General features: G+C 62.5%; 19 protein-coding genes. 4 read left to right on the top strand and 15 right to left on the bottom strand.

Annotation, left to right across the window (positions count from 1 at the left end):
- Positions 1–259 precede the first annotated feature (259 nt).
- Positions 260–2,233, top strand: coding sequence for a putative bifunctional diguanylate cyclase/phosphodiesterase (locus tag NMG80_RS17615; protein WP_254019281.1), 1,974 nt, complete (start codon positions 260–262; stop codon positions 2,231–2,233).
- 297 nt (positions 2,234–2,530) lie between these two features.
- Here the strand turns inward: NMG80_RS17615 and NMG80_RS17610 are convergent, their stop codons facing one another.
- From NMG80_RS17610 to NMG80_RS17540, 15 genes are all read right to left on the bottom strand, one after another.
- Entirely contained in the window at positions 2,531–3,319 is a 789-nt protein-coding gene (locus tag NMG80_RS17610) for a DUF899 domain-containing protein (protein WP_254019268.1), read from the bottom strand.
- A gap of 227 nt (positions 3,320–3,546) precedes the next feature.
- Complete coding sequence (locus NMG80_RS17605) at positions 3,547–5,520, bottom strand: D-apionate lactonase family protein (protein ID WP_254019267.1); 1,974 nt, start codon at positions 5,518–5,520, stop codon at positions 3,547–3,549.
- Positions 5,517–6,611 (bottom strand): ABC transporter ATP-binding protein, encoded by a 1,095-nt coding sequence (locus tag NMG80_RS17600; RefSeq protein ID WP_254019266.1) that lies wholly within the window; start codon positions 6,609–6,611, stop codon positions 5,517–5,519. The genes NMG80_RS17605 and NMG80_RS17600 overlap by 4 nt, the downstream gene beginning before the upstream one ends.
- Positions 6,612–6,622: 11 nt before the next feature.
- Complete coding sequence (locus NMG80_RS17595) at positions 6,623–7,471, bottom strand: carbohydrate ABC transporter permease (RefSeq protein WP_128246859.1); 849 nt, start codon at positions 7,469–7,471, stop codon at positions 6,623–6,625.
- A complete protein-coding gene (locus tag NMG80_RS17590; protein WP_254019265.1) occupies positions 7,471–8,412 on the bottom strand; it encodes a carbohydrate ABC transporter permease in 942 nt (313 codons plus the stop codon). Before NMG80_RS17590 ends, NMG80_RS17595 begins: the two co-directional genes overlap by 1 nt.
- Before the next feature lie 112 nt (positions 8,413–8,524).
- Positions 8,525–10,180: an extracellular solute-binding protein gene (locus tag NMG80_RS17585; protein WP_254019264.1), complete on the bottom strand. Its 1,656-nt coding sequence runs from the start codon at positions 10,178–10,180 to the stop codon at positions 8,525–8,527.
- A gap of 114 nt (positions 10,181–10,294) precedes the next feature.
- Entirely contained in the window at positions 10,295–11,347 is a 1,053-nt protein-coding gene (locus tag NMG80_RS17580; protein WP_254019263.1) for an NAD(P)-dependent oxidoreductase, read from the bottom strand.
- 13 nt (positions 11,348–11,360) lie between these two features.
- The gene (locus NMG80_RS17575; protein ID WP_254019262.1) at positions 11,361–12,137 is read right to left on the bottom strand and encodes an HpcH/HpaI aldolase family protein; all 777 of its coding nucleotides are present in this window, start codon (positions 12,135–12,137) and stop codon (positions 11,361–11,363) included.
- 48 nt (positions 12,138–12,185) lie between these two features.
- Entirely contained in the window at positions 12,186–12,491 is a 306-nt protein-coding gene (locus NMG80_RS17570; protein ID WP_254019261.1) for a putative quinol monooxygenase, read from the bottom strand.
- Positions 12,491–13,198, bottom strand: a complete 708-nt coding sequence (nanR, locus tag NMG80_RS17565; protein WP_254019260.1) for a transcriptional regulator NanR — start codon at positions 13,196–13,198, stop codon at positions 12,491–12,493. The genes NMG80_RS17570 and nanR overlap by 1 nt, the downstream gene beginning before the upstream one ends.
- 273 nt (positions 13,199–13,471) lie before the next feature.
- The gene (locus NMG80_RS17560) at positions 13,472–15,940 is read right to left on the bottom strand and encodes an adenylate/guanylate cyclase domain-containing protein (protein ID WP_254019259.1); all 2,469 of its coding nucleotides are present in this window, start codon (positions 15,938–15,940) and stop codon (positions 13,472–13,474) included.
- Between the two features lie 77 nt (positions 15,941–16,017).
- Positions 16,018–17,115, bottom strand: a complete 1,098-nt coding sequence (locus NMG80_RS17555) for a branched-chain amino acid ABC transporter substrate-binding protein (RefSeq protein WP_254019258.1) — start codon at positions 17,113–17,115, stop codon at positions 16,018–16,020.
- A gap of 489 nt (positions 17,116–17,604) precedes the next feature.
- The gene (locus tag NMG80_RS17550; protein WP_254019257.1) at positions 17,605–18,636 is read right to left on the bottom strand and encodes an aldose epimerase family protein; all 1,032 of its coding nucleotides are present in this window, start codon (positions 18,634–18,636) and stop codon (positions 17,605–17,607) included.
- 81 nt (positions 18,637–18,717) lie between these two features.
- Positions 18,718–20,175, bottom strand: a complete 1,458-nt coding sequence (locus NMG80_RS17545) for an NAD-dependent succinate-semialdehyde dehydrogenase (RefSeq protein ID WP_254019256.1) — start codon at positions 20,173–20,175, stop codon at positions 18,718–18,720.
- A gap of 330 nt (positions 20,176–20,505) precedes the next feature.
- Positions 20,506–21,453, bottom strand: a complete 948-nt coding sequence (locus tag NMG80_RS17540; protein WP_254019255.1) for an AEC family transporter — start codon at positions 21,451–21,453, stop codon at positions 20,506–20,508.
- 167 nt (positions 21,454–21,620) lie between these two features.
- On the opposite strand from NMG80_RS17540, the gene NMG80_RS17535 reads away from it, so the two are divergent.
- The 3 genes from NMG80_RS17535 to NMG80_RS17525 all read left to right on the top strand — a co-directional run bounded on the left by NMG80_RS17535 (position 21,621) and on the right by NMG80_RS17525 (position 23,855).
- Positions 21,621–22,169, top strand: a complete 549-nt coding sequence (locus tag NMG80_RS17535) for a histidine phosphatase family protein (protein WP_254019254.1) — start codon at positions 21,621–21,623, stop codon at positions 22,167–22,169.
- 166 nt (positions 22,170–22,335) lie between these two features.
- The gene (locus tag NMG80_RS17530) at positions 22,336–22,617 is read left to right on the top strand and encodes an acyl carrier protein (RefSeq protein WP_254019253.1); all 282 of its coding nucleotides are present in this window, start codon (positions 22,336–22,338) and stop codon (positions 22,615–22,617) included.
- 50 nt (positions 22,618–22,667) lie between these two features.
- Positions 22,668–23,855: a beta-ketoacyl-ACP synthase gene (locus NMG80_RS17525; protein ID WP_254019252.1), complete on the top strand. Its 1,188-nt coding sequence runs from the start codon at positions 22,668–22,670 to the stop codon at positions 23,853–23,855.

Raw genomic sequence — 23,855 nt, 5'->3', positions numbered from 1 at the left:
CCTTGGCATTTTAGCGGTGTCGTTAAATTCCCGCCAACCATGCTGGTTTTTTGGACGCCTTGCGGGTCGGATTCCAGATACGAGTTAACGCAAACCTATATGCGCGACTGCATATTGCTTGCGAGGCGCCGCAATCGCTGTCGCGCCTGAGGAGTCGGCCGGCGTGGGGGCAGAAGCTAGAAATGAGTTCGGGATACAAAGCCCCGTTCAAATGGGGCTTAGGGTGACGAACGAATACGCGTCATCCGCATTGGCCGATATGGCCCATGCGGAACCGCTTGGGCCGCGCTACCAGCCGCGGTCAGACGAGCTCCGCAATCTCTACCGAGAGGAAGGCCAGGCGAAGCGAAGAATGGATGCCAGGCCGGGCCTTTGGATCGCCGTTGCCATCTATCTCATGTTTTCGGCAACGGATCTGCTGCTGATTCCGGATGTCGCGCTCTATACGATCATGGCACGCTTCGCCGTCGGAGTGACCGCTCTGGTTACCCTGGAAGCACAACTTCGCCGGGGGGTCGCCACGGAATGGATTGACGTGACTTGCGCCGCAGCCATCATCTTTGGCTATGTCGGCTGGTTGTCGCCAGCGGTTATGGGCGCGGACAAGGAAACCGTCTCTTATTATATGGTCTTCGGCACCATCTTTATGATGAGCGCCAATCTATTTTTCACGTTTAAATTCAGCCTATCTATTGTAACTTCAAGTATAATTTTGGTAATATTGTACATTGTTAACTATTTCGTGCCTTCCACATTAACGTACAAAATGGTATTTGGAACTTTCTACATATCGTGCTTCACATTTACATCCTACGTAAACTGGAAGCTGAACGAGGAACGTTACAATGTCTTCCTGAATGCCCTCGAAGCCAAGATCCAGCACAAGGAAGCCACCGAGCGCGGACAGGCGCTGTTGAGCCTGTCGAGAACCGATCCGCTTACGGGCCTGGAGAACCGGCGCGCGATCGACGAGAAGCTGCGCGACTACTGGAGCGACTGGCAAAGGCATGGCAGCGGTTTTGTGGCGATCCTCATCGACGTGGACTTCTTCAAAAGGTTCAACGACTATTACGGACATCAGGAAGGCGACCGCTGCCTGATACGTGTCGCCAATGCCCTCGCCGAAATGATCACGCAGCACAATGGCTCAATCGGCCGCTACGGCGGGGAAGAATTCATTGTTCTGGCTCGCATGGAGAAAAGGGAACAGGTCGCAGGTCTTGCGGAAGCCATTCGAAGCACGGTGGAGAACCTCGCGCTTCCCCACCAGCAGCGCAGGGACGGCACCTCGGTGGTGACGGTGAGCGTTGGCGCTGCCTTCACCAGGCCGCAGACCGGCGCCAAGCTGGAGAAAATCATCCACGAGGCCGACCGTGCGCTCTATTTGGCAAAAGCAGGCGGACGCAATTGTACCTGGCTGTTCGATCCAAACGATCCCCAGAGCAGTGACGAGAGCGAGAATATTGCGGCTTTGCTGAAGATCGCGATCGGCCAGGATCTCGTTTCACTCGTCTATCAGCCGATCCAGAATGTGGCGTCCGGCCGAGTAGAAGCCGTCGAGGCTCTGATGCGCCTCAAAATGCTGGACGGTACATCGGTTCCGCCGAGCCTGTTCATTCCTGTTGCGGAACGAACTGGGGCGATCCTGGAACTCGGGCGCTGGGCCATAAGGACAGTGTGCAACGAGCTCCTGGCGGACGATCATGTCCGTGTGGTCAGCGTCAACGTCTCTCCAATTCAGCTCAAGACGCCCGGCTTCGCAGCTTCGGTTGCGACGATTTTGAGCGAGACCGGCGTCGCCGGCAGCAGGCTGGCCCTCGAAATCACCGAAGGGCTGGAGATGGAGATGCATTCCGACATTCTGCGCTGCATCAGCGACCTGAAGCTGCTGGGGGTCAGAGTATGGCTTGATGACTTCGGGACGGGCTTCGCGGGCCTCTCATGGCTTCGTCTCATCGATTTCGATACGGTGAAGATCGATCGCTCGTTTCTGCATGACTGCGGCACCCCAAGGGGCAAGGCGATGCTGCAAGACATTATTGCCCTGGTGCGAAATCGCGGCCATAAAATCCTGGTCGAGGGCGTGGAAACCGACGAGCAGCTGGCCCTTATACGCGAATTTGACATAGATAAAATCCAGGGCTTTCACGTCGGCCGTCCTGCTCCCGCCGCGAGTTTCCGGACGAGACCGATCACCTACAAACGCCCATTTTCGGTCGTCAAGTCCGCATAAACAGCGGCGGAGCGATCTGAGCCCTGCAAGCGATCGTCGCCGCTTCCAGCGGGTTTGTCCCAGCCGAATGCGTGCATCCAATTTGCTGGGGTCTCATCGAGCCGATCCCGAAAGATGTCGCCAAAAATGCCGCAGCTCGACTTCGGCGAGGCGGAAGCGCGCGCTGGAACCGGGCGGGAAGGGTTCGCCCGGTATTCGCAAGACGGGACTAAACTGACACTCACTCAGGGAGCGCGCGGCGGTCGCGGCGGCTCAGACCGACCGTCGCCGCCCGTCTGACCCACCGGAAGGTCTGGCTCATTGTTTCGTGCTCGCCTCCCGGAACGCCGCCTCTCCGGCCTCCGACACCTCGGCCCACTTCTTGTCGGCTGCCGGATCCGCGGCGTAGCTGTCGTGCCAGTTCCACCACTTGTAGGTCGGGGTCTGGGGATAGCCCTCGGGCGAGTCCTCCCAGACCTCCTGCCGGCCCAGCGGCGTGATGTCGAGATAGTTCCAGGTGCCGCCCATCTGCTCGTCGCCGCGGTTGTTGATGAAGTAGGTGCGGAACACGCGGTCGCCGTCGCGGATGAACACGTTGTGGCCGTGCCACTCGTCGACGCCGAAGTCGGCGTCGAAGCTATCGGTTAGGGTGAACCATGGTATCTCCCAGCCCATCCGCGCCTTCAACCGCGCGATGTCAGCCTGAGGCGCACGCGAGACGAAGACGAGAGTGGTGTCACGGGCGTGCAGATGGGCAAGGTGGGCGACCTGGTCGGCCACCATCGAGCAGCCGCGGCAGGCATGGTCGGGCCAGCCGAACACGCCCGGCTCGAAGAAGGCGCGGTAGACGATCAGCTGACGCCGACCGTCGAACAGGTCGAGCAGGCTCACCTTCCCGTCAGGCCCCTCGAACGCATAATTCTTCTCCACCGCCATCCACGGCATCCGCCGCCGCTCGGCGGCCAGCGCGTCACGGGCGCGGGTCTGGGCCTTTTCCTTCACGAGCAGCTGCTCGTGGGCCGCTTCCCACTCCTGCGGCGATACCACCGGTGGTGTGCGCATGGCAGTCTGTCCGCTTTTGCGTCCGCTCTCGGCTGCTGAAGTCATGGCTTCCTCCTGATCTGGGCGCGCGCCTCGTCGCTGAAGCGCGGCTCGTTCGCTGCTCATCGCTCGTTCTTGGGTCTGAGATAGTCTGGCATCGGAAAACGACCAGTGGGAGTAACAAGTGTGGCGCTATTCCGATGGAGCGCCGATCAAACCCGGCGGGGTGCGCCGGAAGCGGGATCCCCTCGGCGCGTTGAACGCGCGACCCCACCAATCTACCGTCCACCGGGCTATGTCGAAGACGAACGGTGGAGATCGACTCGCGCCACGGCGTAGGCGTCAAGAGAGATGAATTGGTCATGCAACCGTCTTCCGGCACTTTCCATGAAGTTCGGATCGGCTGCCGCCCGCTCGAACTGGTCGGCAGCAAGAAGAGCAATGCGGGCGCTGATCGGCGTATCCGAAAGCTGCACGGATTGCTTTTTGGCAGTGAGATTCGAGAGCCACAGCGTCGTGCGCCCATCTTTTTCGGCCGCGATCGCCGCGATGCAGTCAGCTCCGGAAGTTCCCACGGACAGCAGGGTGGCCCCGCTGAGTTTTGAGAGGCCTGCCATGACATGGAAAGCGGGATACACCATCCGGCCATCCTGTTCGTCAAACCACGGCTGCACGAAATCGGCCTTCCTGTGGACGTATCCGAACGGGCCGGTGAAGTCGCCGAATGCGACGGCCTCGATTCCCTCGCGCGCGCAGGCCGCGAAATAGCCAACTGTCCAAGCCGCATTGAACAGGCCGCGCTGCCGAGGATCGATGCGGCTCAGACAGACGCGACCGTTCGCTTCATTCGGCGCAGTGGACTTGCCGTAGGGGTTCTCGCGGCAGCCCAGCTGACTGGGACCTATACGCAGGGGCAAGCGGTCGCCCATGAAAGCACGGGTAGAGCGGATCAGATGGGGGATAGCCTGAAGCGTCTCCATCACGGAGACATCATCTGCTGCGTGCACGCTTGGACAGGTGGTGAAGGTTGCGTAGTCGAGCGCTCCGGTTGGCGGACGCTTGCGGTTTAGCTCGGTGAAGTATGCGGCCATGCCGCCGCCCAGCGGCGCCCCGGGGAAAGCCCGGCGGGCGGCGGCGTAGTTTTGCTCGAAGGTGGGCATCGCCGGCCACGGTGCTCCCGGCTGCACCGACTTCATGTCCTGCGCCGGAAAGACGGAGACAGCTTCTGGATTGAGGCTTTGGACAGCATCCGCGAGAGGCGCCAATTCGCCGAAGGGATCGAGCGTGCCGGTGGTGATGATCTCAAGCACGACGCCAGCGCCGGTCAACTGTGCCAGGGCCGTGTAACTTTCAAGTTCATCCTGGCCGTGCCCGAACCTGAGATCGACTTGGCAGACCATCCACTGCGGAGCCAATCGTCGAATGAGCTCGGGGACTTCGAGCGCGTGCTTCGCCTCGTCGGCAGCGACGCCGATGCCAATGCGGGGCACTCGACCGATGGCTCTGCCGATCGTCAGGTTGATGGATGGATTGGGGTTTTTGGAAGACCCGGCAGGGAGCGTTCCCAACAGCTGAAGTCGCACGGCCTGCGTGAATTTCTCGCCTTTCGGCAATCTGTACGGCCACGGGCGACGCAGGGGACGGACATAGGTTTTGTAGGAGGCGTCGGACCAATTGCGCTGATCCTCCATCTCAAAGGCGTCACCTTCCATGGTGCATGTGGCCCAGATTCCAGGGACGATCTCGTGCGAAAGCGCGCGAATGTCGGTGAACGGACATCTAGGATCGATGTAGTCCGGAAAAAGCGAGAGTTTTTCGCGACCGTCCTCGTGCAGCACCTTTACCGGCTTGCCGGCCAAACCCTCGATCGGATGCAGCACGACGAAGCCGGTTCTGTTGGTCAACACGTCAGTTTCGGGCTCTGCCTCCACCACAAACGACAGCGCACCGTCGCTCCCGCCTGCGATCCGCGCCTGGTAGACCAGCCGACCGCACGCACCGGCGCATGTTCCACGGTAGGCGACGCTGAACGCATCCGGCTTTTCATCGATCTGGAGGTCATCGAGAACGGGCGTTTCGGTTCCCCAGTTCTCGTCGCGTACGAGAAATGAGATCCCGCGCAGAACCTCGACCCCGCCGATACGCACATAGCGTATCGCCCCGTTGCCAAACTCGAGCGACAAGGGTCCCGCGCGCAGTGTCCGCAACTGCGGATCGACCTGTTCGGTCCCACACAAGCGGATTGCTCGAGATGCTGCCGTGGTCAAATCGCTCTCTCGGTCTTGGCGTCGAAAATCGAGGCTCGGTTCATGTTGATGTCGATCGGCAGCCTCTCGCCGGGACGACTGACGTCGTGCGCCTGCAGTTCCGCCATCACCGGCGCGCCGGCCAGGCGGAAGGTCGCATAGCTGCGCGAGCCGGTCGGCTGCAGCAGGTCGATCGTTGCGTCGTAACGAAACGTGCCCTGCGCAGGTGTCGCAGCATGCGCGCGCGTCAGATGTTCTGGCCGCAGTCCAAGCAGCACCGCCTGTCCGTCAACGGCGCCATTCAGGCTCCGGCCGGGGGCGACCGGAAGCAGCGCCTCGGAGAGCCGGATGGCGGCAGCGCTGCCGTCCAACTTCAGCGTGCCCGGCAGGAAGCTCATGCGCGGCGAACCGAGAAAGCCAGCGACGAAGGTCGAGGCGGGGCGCTCGAACAGCTCGAGCGGCGCGCCCTGCTGCTCGATCATCCCGTCGCGCATCAGCACGATGCGGTCAGCCAGAGTCATCGCTTCGATCTGGTCATGGGTGACGTAGATCATCGTTGTGGCAATGTCCTGGTGAAGGCGCTTGATCTCGCCGCGCATCTCGTCGCGAAGCTGCGCGTCGAGGTTGGACAGCGGCTCGTCGAACAGGAAAATGCGCGGGCTGCGGACGATGGCGCGGCCGATGGCGACGCGCTGGCGTTGCCCGCCGGACAATTGGCGCGGAAAGCGCCCGAGCAGCGGGGTGATGCCAAGCATGCGCGCCGCCTCGGCGACGCGCGCCTCCACCTCCGATTTCGGCATTTTTCGCGCCTTCAGGCCGAAGCCAATGTTTTTCGCCACGTTCATGTGGGGATAAAGCGCATAGTCCTGGAACACCATCGCCACGTCACGGTCGCGCGGTCGGAAATCGTTGACCACTTCGCCGCCGATCTCGATCGTGCCTTCCGAACTCTCCTCCAGCCCTGCGATGGTCCTCAGCAGCGTGCTCTTGCCACAGCCGGACGGGCCGACCAGCACGGTGAACTCGCCGTCGCGAATGTCCAGGTCGATGCCGCGCACGGCATGGAAGGCGCCGTAGCGCTTGTGCAAGCCGGTGATCCTGACTTCGGCCATGCCGACCCTTTCTATCCGCGAACAGCACCGAGCGTGAGCCCGCGCACGAGATGTCGTTGGGCAAGTACCCCCAGCGCGATCGACGGCACGAGGGAGACGATGGCCAGGGCTGCCGCCTCGCCATATTGCGCGCCCTGGAAACCGATGAAGGCGCGAAACACCGTTGGCAGCGTGAAAGCAGTGCGGCTGGTCAGAATCAACGCGAAGAAGAACTCCGTCCAGCAGGCGATGAAGGCGAAGACCGCCGCCGCGACGATGCCTGGCGCGGCGAGCGGCACGGCGACGCGCCAGAACGCCTCCCAGCGCGTGCAGCCGTCGACAAGGGCCGCCTCCTCCATCGATTTCGGCATGCCGCGGAAATAAGCGAACATCATCCATACCGACACCGGCAGCGTGAACACCGTATAGGCGATGATCAGGCCGATATGCGTGTCGTAGAGGCCAACGCCGCGGTAGATCAGGAACACCGGCAGCACGATGCCAATGGGCGGCAGGAAGCGCTGCGACAGCACCCAGAACGACAGATGCTGGCCGCCGGTGTTGTAGCGCGCCAGGCTGTAGGCCATCAGCGTGCCGAACAGGGCCGAGAGCACCGTTGCCGACAGCGAGATGATCAGGCTGTTGATCAGCCCGTCGAGGCCGCGATAAGCGAACAGTGCAGCTTCATAGTGGACAAGGGTGGGTGCGGTTGGGAACCAGACGGGCGGCACAGTGAGATAGTCGTCGCTCGGCTTGATCGAGGTGTTGAACATCCAGTAGAGCGGCCACAACACGAAGACCAGGAAGAAGCCGAGCAGCAGGATGCGGCCGACCGGTATCGACCGGCGTTTCGGGCGACGGACAGGCGCGACGGCTGCCATCAGACCGGCTCCGTCTTCAAAAGCCGCCGCACCAGCAGCATCACTACGAGCGCAGTGAAGATCAGGAACAACCAGCTTCCGGCGGTCGCCTGCGACAGATGGAACTGGGTGAAGCCGACGGTGTAGAGATAGTACGACGCGGTGTAGGTCCGCGTGCCTGGCCCGCCGCCGGTCATGATGAAGATAGTATCGAACATGCGGATTGCATCGAGCAGCCGAAAGGTCAGCGCCAGCAGCATCATTGGCGCGAGATGCGGCAGGGTTATCGCCCAGAACGCTTGCCAGGCATTGACCCCGTCGAGTTCCGCCGCCTCGTAAAGGTTCGGGGGAATGGCGGTAAGCCCAGCGAGCAGGATGACGAACATGAACGGTGTCCACTGCCAAACATCGGCGATAATCAGCGAAACATAGAGCCATGGCGATTCGGTCATCCAGCCGATCGTCACTTCCTGCCCCAGAAGTTGCGTCAAAATGTAGTTGGTCGGCCCGAAAGGCCGCTGCAGCAGCAGCGTCCAGGCCTGGCCGACGATGACCGGGCTGATGAACAGCGGCACGATCAGGATCGACATGATCACGCCGCGGCCCGGAAAGCTGCGAACCATGGTCAGCGCCACCAGAAGGCCGAGAACGAATTCGATAGCGACGCTAATCCCCGACAGCCACGCTGTCAGCAAAAGCGACCAGCGCGCGACGGGATCGAACACGACGCGCTCGAAATTCTTCAATCCGACAAAGGCGTGGCCCGGCACCTGGAAATCATAATTGATGAAAGACACGACCAGCGAGAACAGCAGCGGATAGACCGACAGCGCCAGGATCAGCAGTACTGCTGGCGCCACCAGCAGCCATTTGAAGTGGCGGTCCGCCCATTGTGCGAGGCCCGACAGTCGTGGCGGGGCGCCAGCTGCCTTCAAGCGACTGATGGTTGCGGTATGCTGCATCGATTACATCCCAAAACCTGCCTGGCGGTTGCGACGAGGTGTTGCGGACCAAGCGCCCGCAACACCGATTTTGGTCAAGAATACCGGCCGGCGTCCCTGATGCAGGCCGAGCTCAGAGGGTGACCGCCATGCCGAGCTTCTCCACCGTGTTGTCGGCAGTAGCGCCCGGCAGTTTCAGGAACTCGGTGTAGAATGCCTTCTGCGAATCGACGCCGAGCCGGTCGGTCGTCTCATTCCACTCGGCCGCCGCTGTTTCTAGCGACGCCTTCGGATCCGCACCGGCCCACACAGCCGTGCACATGCGGTCGATGCTCAGGAAATAGTCCTGCGCGCCGGGCATGATCGGGTCGAGGAGGCCGACATTGGCCGAGTTGTTAAGATTACTCAGATACTCCTTGGCGCTCGGGAACAGCGCGCCGTAAAGCTCGGATTTGAAGTGGGAGATGCGGTAGGGATCGCGCAGGGCGTAGGGCAGCATGCAGCGCGCAAGCGAGACCGGCGGCGAGCAGGCCCATTGCATGAACAGGTAGGCCGCTTCGGGGTTCGCCGAATCCGCCGACAGCGCCTTGTTGTAGCCGGTTGCATGTTCAGGATTGCCGGGCACGACCGCGTAGCCGACCTTGCCGGCGATCTGTGATTGCGGGATGAAGTTGATTGCGGTGGCCGATTGCGAATAGTTCGCGGCCATGCGGCCAGACGGCGGCCAGGAGTAGATCATCGCTACCTTGCCGGTCAGGAACGCCGCCCACAGCGAGACGGCGTCGAGTTCATTGTTGCCGGGAATCGACGCCGCATTGGCTGCAATCATGTTTTGCAGCGTCTTGACGCCGGCATCCGAAACCAAGCCGGCCTTCATGTCGTCGCCGAACAGTTTTCCACCGTTGGCGCGGTACTGCTGTAGAAAGTCGAACTGGTTGCCGGGACTGCCCGCCTTGCGGAAATGGCCTGCGCCATAAATGTTCGGCGCCATCTGGTCGGTGATGAACTGGGCGATCTGGGCATATTCCTCCCAGGTCTTCGGCGGCGCCAGCTTGGCGTTGAACTTGGCCTGGTAGGCCTCCACCATTTTGGGATCCTCGAAGATGTCCTTGCGGTAGTAGAGAGCGAACATGTCGCCGTCATCGAAGAAGCCCCAGATCTTGCCCTTGTAGGTCGGCAGCGCCTTGTAGAGCGGATGATAGTCCTCGAGGTCGGCCGGGTTCATGTATTTGGCGATGTAATCGTCGAGGGGTGCGATGACGCCGCCATCGGCTAGCGACGGCGTCCAGGCTGGCGAGATGTCGAGGACGTCATAGGCGCCGGAGCCGGCAATGTGCTCGGCAACGGCCTTGGAGTACTGGTCCGGGTTCGACAGTTCGACCACGTTCGACTTCATGCCCGTAAGCTGCTCCCACATCGGTCCACTGAAATTGCGCGGATCGAGAGCCTGCAGGCCTGCCTCGTAGGTCATGTTCAGCGTGACGCCCGAATGCGCCTTGGCCGCCTCGACGGCGCGGAAGGCGGAACCATCCGCCGGGCCTTCCATCGACGCCTTCATGGCCGCCGCCTGCGCCTGGCCGAGCGGTGAACCGGCGTCTGCCAGTTCGAGCTTCTGCTGCGCCAGCGCCCAATCCGTCATCATGGCGAGGATCGGTCCAGACGCCGCCAGCATGCCGGTCATCTGGCCGAAGCGGGTTATGAAAGTTCGGCGGGTGGTTTCACCGCGCATAAAGGCGTCGACCTCTGCTTCGAGGCCTGCCTGAAAGTCACGTTTTTCATGATCGTTCATAGTGCTTGGTCCTCCCATTTTCGTTTGCCTTCACTCGTCCGCGGGCGCGGCGGTCGAGCATTCCTCTCGTGAAGCCGCCGCGAAGGCGCGGCGGCGCGCCGAATGCTCGTACTCCTATGTCCCGAAGCGGGCGGCGAAACCGGCCAGCCGATTCTTCCATGCCTCGCTTGAAAGCACCTCGCGATTGACCACGCCGCGCGGCTCGCGGCCGTGCTGCACCTCGATGACCGCCTTGACGTCCGCAGCACCGTTTCCGGCAAAACACTGGTCGGTCCAGCAGAGCGCGTGCGGCGTCAGGATAACGTTGTCGAGCTTGAGGATCGGATCGTCGGCATCCGGCGGCTCCTGCTCCAGCACGTCGAGCCCCGCGCCGGCGATGCGGCGCTCCTGCAGCACTTTCGTCAGCGCCTCCTGGTCGACGATCGGACCGCGCGCGGTGTTGATCAGGTAAGCCGTCGGCTTCATCAAGGCGAGCCGCTCGGCATTTACGATGTGATGGGTCTGAGGCGTTAGCGGACAGCTCACCGACAGCACATCGGCACGGCGGAACAGATCTTCCAGCCCGATCAGTTCGATGCCGAGTTCGGCAGCGACCTTGCTATCTACGAACGGGTCATGGGCGATGAATTTCATGTCGAAGGGCTTGGCCAAGCGAAAGACCTCGGCGCCGATGTTGCCGATGCCGAGCGACCCCAACGTACGCCCGACGAGACCAACGCCCATATGTTCCGAACGCTGATTGAACCCGGCAGGTCCCTTGCGGGTCAGCGCGTCCTTGGTGAGCAGTTTGCCGGTCAGTGCCAACATGAAGGTGATGACGGATACGGCGACCGGCCGCCGCACCCCATCGGGCGTGATGACCAGGGCGATGCCGGCGGCGGTGCAGGCCTCGACGTCGACGGTGTCGTAGCCGACTCCGAAACGGGCAACGACGGCCAGGCGGCCGCTCTTAGGGACACTGACCGCATCGAAGCGATGGGTGAGCAGGATCAGTGCATCGAAGTCCTCAAGCTGATCGCCGCGCAGCGGATTGTTCGATTCCAGGAATGCCATCTCGATGCCGGGCGCATTGCGCAGCAGCTCCAGGTCGAAGTCGGGATAGGTCGGCGCGCCGTCCGGCTTGCGGAAATCACCGGAGAGCGCCACCCTGAACATTGCGTTGGCCATCGTCTCCTCCGCCTCACTCGCACCCGGCCCGGATCTTTGAGACCGCGTCGGCCATCGCATCGTGCAGAACCCAGACGTCGCCCGAATAGCAGATGAAATCGAAGCCTTGCGCGTAGAAGTCGTGACCCTGCTGGACGCTGGGTACCAGGCGTCCAAGCGATTTGTTGTGCTTCTTGGCGGCGGCAACGATCTTGTCCATCGCCGCGGTGAAGGTGGGATGGGCGAAGTCCCCGGGAACGCCGAGTGAGACCGACAGATCGAAATGTCCGACCCACAGACAGTCGACCCCGTCCAGTCCCGCGATGCCGTCGATGTTCTTGACGCCGTCGGCGGTCTCGATCAGGCAGATGAACACCGAGCGCTGGTTGGCCGTTTCGAATTTATCTGTGACCGAGCCCGGACGGTAGCGGTCATGCGCGATCTGAAGCGCTACGCCGCGAGCGCCAGCAGGATGGTACTTCATCGAATTGATGATGTGCCGAGCCTGTTCGACCGTACTCACCATCGGCGCGATCAGACCTTCAGCCCCCATGTCCATCGCGCGGGCGAGGAAATGATAGTCCTGCGACGGCACACGCACCATAACCGGCAGGTCGGCCGCCTCGAAATAGCGGATCGCGCTCTTCACCGTTTCCAGGCTGAAGCCCGAATGCTCCATATCGAAGAAGACGAAGTCGCAGCCGGCGGATTTCAGAATGTGCCCGATTCCCGGCGTCGCGAATTCGGCGACGAGCGTGCCGAGCTTGACCCGTCGGTGCGCAGCCAACCCCTTGAGACTAGACTCTGACATGCGCTTCCCTCCCTTCGCCCCGAAGGGCGCAATCCAATTATGCTCTGTTCAAGGCGTTGCCTCGAGAACGAGGTCGCAGATCGTCACCAATTTGATGTCAACGAGCGGCGCGCTTTGCGTGTTGAATTCGTCGAAATGCGCCGTCCGGCAGTGTTCGTCGAAGGCGGCCTCGCTGTCGTAAATCTCGTAGAGCACGACCCGGTCCGGTTCGCCGCGCGCCTCTGTCACGTCAAAGCGGCGGCAGCCGGCCTCGTTGCGAGCCGACGCGGTTGCATTGGCATCGACGAGCTTTCGGAAGCTGTCTCGGGCGCCCGGCTTGAGGCGGAAATCGACCCAGACGACGAAGCCGGTCATTACTTGGGCCTCGCAATTTCCAGATAGCGCTTTGACACGTATTCCAGATGTCTGCGCATCGCTGCTTCGGAGCGGTCCGGATCGCGCGCGGCAATCGCCTCGAAAATTTCCCGATGAGCCTCGTAGGCCTTGCGGTCTTCACCTTCGGCCAAAGTCGTCCGCCGCTGTTCGAGCAGCCATTCGGCCAACGCCGCATGGATAGCTGTGAAGATCCGATTGCGAGTGATCATCGCCAGCACGTAATGGAAGTCCACGTCCGTGCGTTCGAAGCGCGTGAGGTCGCCGATCGACTGTCGGTTCATCTCGAGCGCCTCCCTGAGGCTTTCAATGTCCTCTGGCGTGGCATTCACAGCGGCGTTGCGGGCAAGCCCGACCTCGAAAAATAAACGCGCGCTCTGGAAGTCGTGAACCCCGCCCGGGGCCGAAATCATGTGCCGCGCCGGCCCTGAGAGGGCGTCGAGTACGAATTGGGGTGTGGGGCGGGTGACGCGGGCACGCTCGCCGGACCTCACCTCGACAAGGCCCATCTTGCTCAGATGCAGCAGCGCCTCACGGATTGAGGGGCGGCCGACCCCGAATTGCCGCATGAGTTCCCGTTCCGACGGCAGCCGCTCGGCTTCGGCCAGTTCCCCCTTGCGGATCATCCGCTCGAGGTGTTCTGCGACCTCGTCAGAAAGTTTCCGCTGCTTGATCTGAACACCAATCACTTGGCATACCTTTGATACCAGTTAAGCACGCTATTGCCATAGTGCCCCCGTGTCAAACACAACTCAAATCGACAGACGCCCGCCTTCAAGCGCAAACAAGGAGCGAGGCTTTGGCTCTTTTTCTCCAAGCACCTTGCTCACTAGCTGAGCGATCAGCCACAGCGCGGGGTGCCTGTCAGTTCGCGTCAGGACCATTTCCGGTCGAACGAGATTGGGGCGGGGTCAGCTGTGGTTGGTCGACGAGGTGAGCGCTGTAGGAGGCGACTATCCCTCCTACCCAGGCTTGTGACAAAGTCGATCGAGCACGTCTCGAAGCGCAGTTGCGGCTTGGTCACGCTCGTCAGCAGACATCAGCTCGGGCTCAGCTTCTAGTCTGAGATGCGGCAGTTCGGTTCGAACGGCGCGACGGGCAGCGACAAGATTGGTCTTCACATCGATGACGCGATAAGTGGCGACCGGATAGGCGATCCCTTTGACGTGGATGCGCCCCAGTTCGTCGCAGTCAATCGTGTCCTTCACTTGCGCAAACGTCTCATAAGAAATGAGCACGGCACCCGGCGGCGCCTCCTGCTCGAGACGCGAGGCGAGGTTCACGGCGCCGCCGATTATCGTGTAGTCCATCCGGTCCTCGCTGCCGAAGTTGCCGACAGTGCAGTAATCGGTGTGGATACCGATGCGGCAGCGCAGTGGTGTTTCAATTCCAATGTCGCGCCAGATTTCGGCAAGTTCGCTCATCCGCTTCTGCATGGCGAGAGCCATCTCAACGCAGGCGAGCGCGTCCTCCTTGACGCCGCGAGTCTCCGGGTCGCCGAAAAACATGAGAATCGCGTCGCCGACATACTTGTCGATCGTCGCGCCATGATCCGAAGCAATTTTCGACATTTCCGTCAGATAGTGATTGAGGAGTTGGGTGAGGTCCTCCGACTCCATCTTGTCGGTGGTCTCGGTAAAGCCGGCGATATCAGTGAAGCATATCGTCAGCTTCTTCCGCTGGCTGGCGATCCTGACGTCCTGGCGGCCCGTGAATATCGAGTTGTACACCTGGGGCGCCAGATACTTCGCCAGTTTGCTGGAAAGCGCCTCGAGGGCCGCGGATTTCTCGGCTAGGTTCTCCTCCCGTTGCTTCAGCTCGGTGATGTCCGAGTAAACCGCGACCGTGCCGCCGCCGGTGATCCGCCGCTCGCTTATCAGGACCCACCGCCCGTCGCCTCGCCGCTGCACCCACGGTTCGGCAGGGTTGCGGTGCCGGGAGAGCCGCTCGGCGACCCATTCCTCGAACCGCCCCTCGGCATCCTTGATGTAGCCGCGCTCAGCGGATCGGCGAATGATGTGCTCGAATGTCGTGCCGGGCGTCAGTTCGATCGCGAGGTCGCTGTAAAGCAGTTCTCGGTAGCGGCTGTTGCTTAGGACCAGCCGGTCCTCCCCGTCGTAGAGAGCGAATCCCTCGGAGATGCTCTCGATGGCATCGACGAGTCGCTGGCGGGCCTCGGCGACCTCGCGCAGGTTCTTTTCCTCGACCTCGACCGCGGTGTCCCGGAAGAGCCTGAGCGCCTCGGCCATGCGGCCGATTTCATCGCGGCCCGCGGCAGGCAGCGGCGCACGAAGATTGCCGCCGGCGATTGCGAGCATGCTTTGGCTCACCCCTCCCAGGCGGGCGAGAAGGTTGCGGTCGACATAGAGCCAGGCGATCAGAACCGAGCTCAAGAGGCTGAGAAAGGCGGAACCAAGGACAACCCCGGTGCCGTAGCGCTGGACGACCGCGGCTTCGAGACCGGACGCGGTGATCTCGTGGTCTGCCTTGGCGACCAGGCGATCGACGGCAGCGGTAAGAGTGCGCGACAGCTGATTGTTTTCGGCCAGAAGCTCTTCGCCCTGCGCCAGGACGGCGAGCTCGTCCTGTCGCGCCTTCGGGACACTGTTCTCACCATCGATCAGCACCTTCAACTCGTCCACCAGCTGTCGGAACCGGACCCGCAGCCTCTCGTCGATCTCGGTGGAAATCGTTTCGAGCGCGGCGAGCGACCGGCGCAGCGGGAACAGCAGCAACGCAAGATCGCCTGGTGTCGGCGCGTCCGCCGTCCTCGCCAGTGCGTCATTGACCTCCGAGATCTCCTCCTGCGCCTTCTGCTGCGGGATGTAGGCCGCAATCGCCTCGACCAGGTCGACCGTCGCCGCAGCGCCTCGATCCGACGCTAGCGACGTGTCGGCCGTGACCGTCCGCCATTGCTGAAGCTTGGAGTTCATCACTAGGATACCGGGCGCCACAAGGCGCTGGCTTGCACTTGTCGTAGCCGACAGGCGGCGTAACAGTTCCTCCTTGCGCGCGACCACGGTGAGGCGTGCGGCGACAAGGTCGTCGAGAGCGTTCAGATTGTGCCGCAGACCAAGCACCGCGGCCTCGATCTCAGCCACCACCGCCGTGCTGGGCCTGGCGCCTTTGAAAGCGGCAAGCAGTTCCTCGAGGCGCGTCATCTCGACCCCGATCGCAGTCGATACCTCGTTGTGCTGAGCCTTGCTGGTCGAAGTCAGCACGGCGGGCGCACTGGCGGCGACCCGCTCGGCCTGGCGCGACAGCTGGAGGGACGCGAGCGCCGACGGCACCCGATCCCTGGTGATCCGGTCGACGACCTCTCCTACCTCCAGGAAGGCAAAAAGTGCTGCTGCTGTCGCGAGCACCGCGAAGGCGCTGATGCCGAAAAAGGCCAGCAACAGGCGTCCGCGTATGCCCAGGCGTTCAAGCATTGCAGCGACGCTTGATCTCAACGATCGCGCTGATTTGCCCTGCATCAGATGCCCTCGAGCAGCGCGCCGGCGGATTCTCACTCGACCGGCACGTACTCTCCACTCCGCCAGACGTACCAAACCCAGCTTTGGGTCGTGAGATCGCCCTTGTCGTCAAAGTCGATACGGCCCAACACGGTGTCGAATTGATTGTTACGCAGCGACGCGATCACGGCCTGGGGTTCCAGCGAGCCCGCCTTCTCGACCGCCTGCGCCCAGGTCTGGGCGGCTCCGTAGCTGTGCAGCGTCCAGGAATCAGGCTCGAAGTTCTCGGCGCGGAACCGTTCGACGACATCAGCAGCTTCGGAATTTCGGCGCGGGTCGGGGACAAAGGTGAAGAGCGTGCCCTCGGCGGCAGAGCCGGCAATGAGCCCGAATGCCTCGGTCGCCGTATCATCGCCCGAGATCAGTTGAACCGGATAGCCCCGGTCGCGCGCCGCGCGAACCATGAGCGCGGCCTCGGTATGATACCCGCCCATGTACAGCACGGCGATATCCGCAGCCTGCAGCGAGGCGATCTCGGCCGAGTAATCGTCTTTCCCGGGAGCGTAGGCTTCATAGATCGATTCGGTCGTGCCGCGCTTGTTCAGCTGCTTCCTGGTTTCATCGGCGAGACCTTTCCCGTAGGTCGTGTTGTCGTGGAGGATCGCGATCTTCTTGCCGCCCCAATGATCGGCCAGGAAGTTGCCGGCTTCGAAGCCTTGCGCATCGTCGCGACTGCAGACCCGGAAAACGTTGGCGCGGCCCTGCTCGGTCAGCAGCGGATTGGTCGAGGACGGCGAAATCTGCAGAATTCCCGCCGCCTCGTACACCTCCGATGCCGGAATCGAGGCTCCAGAGCAGTAGTGCCCGACGACAAACACTACACCGTCAGCCACCAGCTTGTGGGCAGCAGCCACCGCTTGCTCGGGATCGCAGAAGTCGTCGACCGTGATGAGCCGCACCTGCTCGCCGAGGGCGCCGCCCGCCGCATTGATGTCGGCCACAGCCACCTCTGCGCCGCGCTTCAACTGCGTGCCAGTCCATTCGAGCTTCCCGGTCATCGGGCCCGCAACACCGATCAGCACCTCCGCCCGCGCCGGGCAGATGAACAGGGCCGCGAGCGCGGCGATAGCAATGGTGACCACGCGGTGCATGACTGCATCCCCAAACTTTAGCTTACGCTAATCCAGCTGGCGCCGACAGTCCTTTCCGCAAGCACGGATACCTCGGCGGGTTCTGCGGCGCGCACCCGGCTCTTTTCTGCACGAGCGACCAGGGACCATTCGCCATCTGGCCTTGTGCGGTACGAAATTCCTGATGACTGGCTGAAGCGCTGGCTTGCTGAGCTCTCAACAAAATCGGTGACTGAGCGGTAGATCTTGCCTCTTGCGACGAGCCGAATTGTCCCCTTTGCAGACATTCCGGCCTCCCTATGAAGATCACCTACGGGTCAGCTTGCGTCATCCCGGCTATCGGCCTTCAAATGTCCGAGAAGGGTCCGAACTCGATAGCTGAGAATATTCGGGTTTCAATCCGAGAGCGTTACGCGCCCAATGCAAGCGCAAGGACGCTCTTTGAACTTTGCGCATGATCCTTCCGGACCGAAGGTCAGCACAGCAAAAGGCCGGTACCGGCTTCCGGCGTCAGGCGCCAGGCAGTCGGAACCGGTATTCCGTCACATGATGGTAGATCTGGCCCGGCCATAGCGTGGCCTGCGGGAAATACGGCCGGTTCGGTGCGTCCGGCCAGACCTGCGGTTCCAGGCAGAAGCCCGAATAAGCCTTGTAATGATGTCGTTCGAGCCCCGGCGAAGGCGGCGCCAAATACTGGCCGGTATAGAGCTGGACGCCCGGTTCCGTGGTCCAGAGCTCCATCTCGACGCCGGAAGCCGCGCCTTGCGCCCATGATGCCAGCTTGAGCGGCCCGCGCGTCGAGGCAAGGCAGAAATTCTGGTCGTAGGGGAGTTGCTTGCCCTCGCTCTCTATGCGCAGCAGCCGCGCCTGACGGAAATCGAACGGCGTGCCGTCGACCGGCTTCACGACGCCGGTCGGGATCAGGTCGCCATCGACCGGAAGATAGGCGCGAGCGTTCAGCATCAGCCGGTGGTCGAGGACATCGCCGGCGCCGCCATCGTCCAGGTTGAAATAGGAATGCTGGGTAAGATTGCACAGCGTCGGCTCCTCGCAGGTGGCGGTCAGCTCGACGCTGAGCGTGCCTGGGATCTTCAACCTGTAGGTGCAGGTCACGTCGAGCGCGCCGGGAAAGCCCATCGTGCCGTCGGGATCATGCAGCGTCAGCGTGACAAAATCCCTGCCATGCAGCGAAACCTCCCATGGCCGGTGCGAAAAACCTTGCGAGCCGCCATGCAGCGTGTGCTTGTCGAGGAAGTTGCGCTCGGTCTGGTAGCGCTGGCCGGCGATGGTGAAGCGGCCATCGCGGATACGGTTGGCATAGCGTCCGACGACGGCGCCGAAGAAGGCCGTATCCGTCTCATAGGGCTCGAAACTGTCATAGCCGAGCACCAGCGGCGCGTCATGCCCGGCCAGGCGCAGATCCTGGATGATGGCGCCCAGCCCGATGATGTTGGCAGTGAGGCCGCCGCCGCGGATGCTGAAACGACGGATGGCGTCGCCCGCCTGCGTCGTGCCAAAAACCTCGCCGTCCTTCATCGCCATGCCCGAAACGCCAGTTGGTTGATCGATCCCGGCCGACCTCTGGGCCGGCTTGGTCTGTTGACGGTCGACAGGCCCTACCGATCAGAGGCCGAGGCCGCCGATGCAGACATATTTGGTGTCGAGATAGTCCTCGATGCCCTGATGTCCGCCTTCCTTGCCAAGGCCCGATTCCTTGACGCCGCCGAACGGCGCCTCAGGCGTGGTGATCAGCCCTTCATTGACGCCGACCATGCCGTATTTCAGCCCTTCCATGACCCGAAAGGCGCGGCCGAGATCGCCGGTGTAGAAATAGCAGGCGAGGCCGAACTCGGTATCGTTGGCGAGTGCGATCGCCTCCTCTTCGGTTTCGAACTTGAACACGGGTGCTACCGGGCCAAAGATCTCTTCCTTCATAAATCGCATCTTCGGCGTCGCATCGGCGATCACCGTCGGCTGGAAGAACGAACCGCCGAGCGCATGGCGCTTGCCGCCGGCGACGACCTTGCCGCCCTTGGCAGTGGCGTCGGCGATCAGTTCCTCGACCTTTTCCACCGCCTTCTCGTCAATCAGCGGCCCCTGCTGCACGCCGTCATCGAGGCCGGAACCGACCTTCAGCCCGTTGCTGGCAGCGGCGAGCTTTTCGACGAATTTGTCGTAGACACCAGCCTGGACCAGGAAGCGATTGGTGCAGACGCAGGTCTGGCCGGAATTGCGGTATTTGGCGGTGATCGCGCCGGCGACGGCGCGCTCGATATCGGCGTCGTCGAAGACCAGAAACGGGGCGTTGCCGCCGAGTTCCATCGACACCTTCTTGACGGTGACGGACGACTTCTGGATCAGGATCTTGCCGACCTCGGTCGAGCCGGTGAAGGTGATCTTCTTGACCAATGGGTTGGCGCAGATCTCGTCACCGATCTCGCCGGCGGCGCCGGTCAGGATGTTGATGACGCCTTTGGGGAAGCCGACTTCTTCGGCGAGCGCGCCCCAGGCAAGGCCTGAATAAGGCGTCTGCGACGCCGGTTTGACGACCGCGGTGCAGCCGGCGGCAAGCGCCGGGCCGAGCTTGCGGGCCAGCATCGAGGACGGGAAATTCCACGGCGTGATGGCGGCGATGACGCCGACCGGCTCCTTCGTCACCAGGATGCGGCGGTCCGCCCAGGGCGACGGCACGACATCGCCATAGGTGCGGCGGCCTTCTTCGGCGAACCACAATATGTAGGACGCCGCCGAACCGATCTCGCCCTTCGATTCGAACAGCGACTTGCCCTGTTCGATGGTCAGCAGCTCGGCCAGCACATCCTGATTGTCCATCATCGCGTCATGCAATTTGCGCAACAGCTTCGAGCGCTCGAGCGCGGTGGTCTTGCGCCATGTCTGGAAGGCGGCGTCGGCTGCTTCGATGGCGCGGCGCGTCTCGAGCTTGCCCGACTTCGGCACGGTGCCGATCTTGAGGCCGGTGGCCGGATTGTTGACGTCGACCGTCTGGCCGCTGTCGGCCTGCACCCACTCGCCATTGATGAGATTGGCCTGGCGCATGAAATGGCTGGTTTTCTGAAGCATGGTCTAGCCTCCGTTCGGCGCGCTGACGGGCCGCTGTCTGGATTTCCTTGATGGGCGTGCGCATCGATGCCGGCACGCCTGGAGCCACTGCTCTTTACCTAGGGCAAGCCCCGCAATCAATCGCAAGATGGCATATAGGGTTTGGGCCAGCCAAAGCGAGGCCGATTTTGCGCTTCGATGTAGCTGAGCTGTGTCGAGATCCCGGTCAGGCGCGGGTCGAGAATGATGGTGGGTTTTGAAACGAAACGCTGCGTGTTTATGGGCACGTGGGTGCCGAAAGCGCACGACACTACCGTTCACAGGCCGGCCTCACCTGAATATCGACATACCCTATCCGAACACGTGAACCACCACCGTCAGCCAGAACGCCGTGGTGACGACTGCACAGGCGGTGGCGATGGTCATCTGGTTCGATGCCAATGCCTGGCCGGTGTTGAACTGCGTCGCGATCAGGTAGGAATTCACCCCGGATGGCAGCGCAGCCGCCACGACCGCGACCTTCGCCGACAGCGGCGGCAGGCCAAGCAGCCAGACCAGGCCGAGCGCGACGGCCGGCATCAGCATCAGCTTCAGCGCCGACAGCGCCAGCGCCGGCCGCACATTACCGGAGATGCCGAAACGGCACAGGCCCAGCCCCATGGCAAACAGCGCGACCGGCCCGGCGATGTCGGCCAGCGCGTCGACCAGCCGGACGGCCAGCGCCGGCAATGGCAGGCCGGTGATGCGCCACACCCATCCAGCCAGGATGCCGACGATCAGCGGATTGGAAAACATCTTGTAAAGGAAGCGCCGGATGATGCGCAGCGGATGCACATGCTCGTCACCGCGGCCAAAGATTTCAAACAGGATGATCGATGCCATGATCATCGTCGGCAGATGCACGGAAATCAGCAGCGACAGCACTTCGAATCCACTTGGCCCGAACGTGCCGAGGACGAACGGGATGCCGAGCAGGACGAGGTTGGAAAAAGCCGACGACACGCCGCCAACGACCCCGGCACGCGCGTCGCGCCCGAACACCCGCGTGGTGACCAGGTGGCCTGCGGCCCAGGTCACTGCGGCGGCCGCGAAATACGCGGCCCAGAACAACCAGGGTGCGGTGCCGTGGAAATCGGCATTGACCATGGTGCGGAACAGAAGCAGCGGCATCGCCACCCCGACGGCGAATTCGGCGATGGCCTCGCCCGCCTCGGCTTTCAGATAGCCGGTGAGCCCGGCCAGATAGCCGAGCGCGACAAGGCCGAAGACGAAAAGGACGGTTTCGATGAGTGGAGACATTCTTCTCCTGATAGGCGAGCCTGGATTGCAGCGCAATCGCCCCACCTTCCGAAGCGGGCCTCTCTTCGCAGACAACCAGGGCTAGGTCCTTGTCTTTCAACTGACTTTGCCGTCCCTATATGCCGATCACCGGAACCCACCTGCCGGTCACCGGAAAAGGACGCTTGATGATTCGATCTGCCCTGGCTCTGTTTCTGCTCGTCATCCCCGCCGCGGCGCATGCGACTGAGGCCGGCTGGGCGCTGCTGCGCGACGGCGGACACGTGGTGATGCTTCGCCATGCCATGGTCACCGGCACCACCGACCCGGCGAATTTCGACATCGAGAAGTGCGCGACGCAGGTCAATTTGTCGGTGCGCGGCAAGCAGCAGGCGCGCAAGATCGGCGCGCTGTTCGCCGCCCGCGCGGCACCGGTCGAGCGCGTGCTGTCCAGCCGCTATTGCCGCGCCCTCGACACGGCTCGCACCGCTTTCAGGGAAGAGCCCGAGCCCTTCGCCCCGCTTGACCTGCTGAAGACCGACGCGAGCGAGAAAGCCGCCCAACTCGAGGCAGTCATGAACGAGATCCGCGCCTATTCCGGCTCCGACAATGTCGTCATGGTCACCCATCTGGAGAACATAATGGCCCTCACCGGCATCTCGCCGCGCGAAGGCGAAGCCGTGATCGTCGAGCCGCAAGGCGATCGCCTGCGCGTGCTCGGCCGCGTCACCTTCTGACCGATTCATTGCCTGATTAAGAGGCCAGCCAACGGCTCTTCTTGCGTTTACGGAGTGGGTATCCCATCTGCGCCCGGCGTTCAGGCCTTTTCCTGCCCGGAAAAACCGATTAGACAGCGCGCAAACACATGCGGACAGATTCCGCCCGCCACCGAAGGAAAAGCCCTTGTCCACCACGTTCGACAAAGTCGCCAAGATCATCGCCGACACCAGTGAGATCGATATCGACACGATCACCCCTGAAAGCCACACCATCGACGATCTCGGCATCGACAGCCTCGACTTCCTCGACATCGTCTTTGCCATCGACAAGGAATTCGGCATCAAGGTGCCGCTGGAGAAGTGGACGCAAGAGGTCAATGACGGCAAGGCCTCGACCGACGATTACTTCGTCATGAAGAACCTGTGCGCCAAGATCGATGCGCTGGTCGTGGCCAAGAACGCCTGAATGGTTCGTTTTCAAGCCTGACCACAACAGCGCCCCATGAGCCCTCGCCCATGAGCCCCCACGACGTCGTCATATCAGGCATCGGCCTTGTCTCTTCGCTGGGAGAAGGCCCGGATGCGCATTGGCGCAAGCTCGTCCAGCCCGGCCTGGAGCCGGTGCTCGAAGCGGCGCGCTTCTCGCCCTACACCATCCACCCGCTGCCGGATATCGACTGGAACCTGCAGATCGCCAAGCGCGGCGACCAGCGGCAGATGGAAACCTGGCAGCGGCTCGGCACCTACGCCGCCGGCATGGCGCTGGACGATGCCGGCATCAAGGGCAATGACGATCTCTGCACGACCATGGACATGGTGGTGGCTGCCGGCGGCGGCGAGCGCGACGAGGCGGTCGACGCCGACATTCTCGCGGCTTCGGAAAGCCGCAACGACCGCGACGTGCTGCTCAACGAGAAACTGACCACCGAATTGCGGCCGACGCTGTTTCTGGCGCAGCTTTCCAACCTGCTCGCCGGCAACATCTCGATCGTCCACAAGGTGACCGGCTCGTCGCGCACCTTCATGGGCGAGGAAGGTGCCGGCGTCGCCGCCGTCGAGACAGCCGCCGCGCGCATCCGTTCCGGCCAGTCGACGCATATCCTGGTCGGCGGCGCCTTCCAGACCGAGCATTCCGACATGCTGCTTGGCTATGAGCTGGCCGGCTACCTGCATCGCGGCCCCTGGAGACCGGTCTGGCAGAGACAGGGCGCGGAAGGCGGCGGCGTGGTGACTGGATCAGGCGGCGCGTTTCTCGTCCTGGAACAGCGCGAGCACGCGATCAGCCGCGGGCGGAAGATCTATGCCGAACTCGGCCCGGTCGTATCCGGACGCGCCATACGCCGGCAGGGCGAGCTCGATGCCGAGATTGCCGCGCTGCTCAGCCAGGCGGCATTGCCGAACGGCGAGCTACTGACGATTTCAGGCGCTTCGGGTGCCCATGCCGCGACTGCTGCCGAGAAATCGGCGCTCGACGCCAATCCGGCGATTGCCGCACGCGGTTTTTCGACGCTGACTGGCCACATGAAGGAAGCGCAGTTTCCCTTCGCCGTGGCGCTTGCGGCACTGGCTGTCGAACGCAAGGCCGCCTACCCGGCTTTTGACGCCGCCACCGAGAAGCCGTTCAACAGCGTTCCCAGGACCGTGCTTGCAACGGCGATCGGCTATCACCAATTCGAGGGCATGGCGTTGGTCAACGCCGCCTAG

The sequence above is a fragment of the Mesorhizobium escarrei genome, from assembly GCF_935825525.1.
Classification (GTDB): domain Bacteria; phylum Pseudomonadota; class Alphaproteobacteria; order Rhizobiales; family Rhizobiaceae; genus Mesorhizobium; species Mesorhizobium escarrei.
Note: the sequence above shows the minus strand (reverse complement) of the source record. Positions and strands in the feature narration are given on the sequence as shown.

What these genes read in the sequence shown, in the direction of transcription:
- NMG80_RS17615 (WP_254019281.1), top strand. Translation starts at nt 260, where the DNA reads ATGGCCCATGCGGAACCGCTTGGGCCGCGCTACCAGCCGCGGTCAGAC.
- NMG80_RS17610 (WP_254019268.1), bottom strand. Translation starts at nt 3,319, where the DNA reads ATGACTTCAGCAGCCGAGAGCGGACGCAAAAGCGGACAGACTGCCATG.
- NMG80_RS17600 (WP_254019266.1), bottom strand. Translation starts at nt 6,611, where the DNA reads ATGGCCGAAGTCAGGATCACCGGCTTGCACAAGCGCTACGGCGCCTTC.
- NMG80_RS17595 (WP_128246859.1), bottom strand. Translation starts at nt 7,471, where the DNA reads ATGGCAGCCGTCGCGCCTGTCCGTCGCCCGAAACGCCGGTCGATACCG.
- NMG80_RS17590 (WP_254019265.1), bottom strand. Translation starts at nt 8,412, where the DNA reads ATGCAGCATACCGCAACCATCAGTCGCTTGAAGGCAGCTGGCGCCCCG.
- NMG80_RS17585 (WP_254019264.1), bottom strand. Translation starts at nt 10,180, where the DNA reads ATGAACGATCATGAAAAACGTGACTTTCAGGCAGGCCTCGAAGCAGAG.
- NMG80_RS17580 (WP_254019263.1), bottom strand. Translation starts at nt 11,347, where the DNA reads ATGGCCAACGCAATGTTCAGGGTGGCGCTCTCCGGTGATTTCCGCAAG.
- NMG80_RS17575 (WP_254019262.1), bottom strand. Translation starts at nt 12,137, where the DNA reads ATGTCAGAGTCTAGTCTCAAGGGGTTGGCTGCGCACCGACGGGTCAAG.
- NMG80_RS17570 (WP_254019261.1), bottom strand. Translation starts at nt 12,491, where the DNA reads ATGACCGGCTTCGTCGTCTGGGTCGATTTCCGCCTCAAGCCGGGCGCC.
- NMG80_RS17560 (WP_254019259.1), bottom strand. Translation starts at nt 15,940, where the DNA reads ATGCTTGAACGCCTGGGCATACGCGGACGCCTGTTGCTGGCCTTTTTC.
- NMG80_RS17555 (WP_254019258.1), bottom strand. Translation starts at nt 17,115, where the DNA reads ATGCACCGCGTGGTCACCATTGCTATCGCCGCGCTCGCGGCCCTGTTC.
- NMG80_RS17550 (WP_254019257.1), bottom strand. Translation starts at nt 18,636, where the DNA reads ATGGCGATGAAGGACGGCGAGGTTTTTGGCACGACGCAGGCGGGCGAC.
- NMG80_RS17545 (WP_254019256.1), bottom strand. Translation starts at nt 20,175, where the DNA reads ATGCTTCAGAAAACCAGCCATTTCATGCGCCAGGCCAATCTCATCAAT.
- NMG80_RS17540 (WP_254019255.1), bottom strand. Translation starts at nt 21,453, where the DNA reads ATGTCTCCACTCATCGAAACCGTCCTTTTCGTCTTCGGCCTTGTCGCG.
- NMG80_RS17535 (WP_254019254.1), top strand. Translation starts at nt 21,621, where the DNA reads ATGATTCGATCTGCCCTGGCTCTGTTTCTGCTCGTCATCCCCGCCGCG.
- NMG80_RS17525 (WP_254019252.1), top strand. Translation starts at nt 22,668, where the DNA reads ATGAGCCCCCACGACGTCGTCATATCAGGCATCGGCCTTGTCTCTTCG.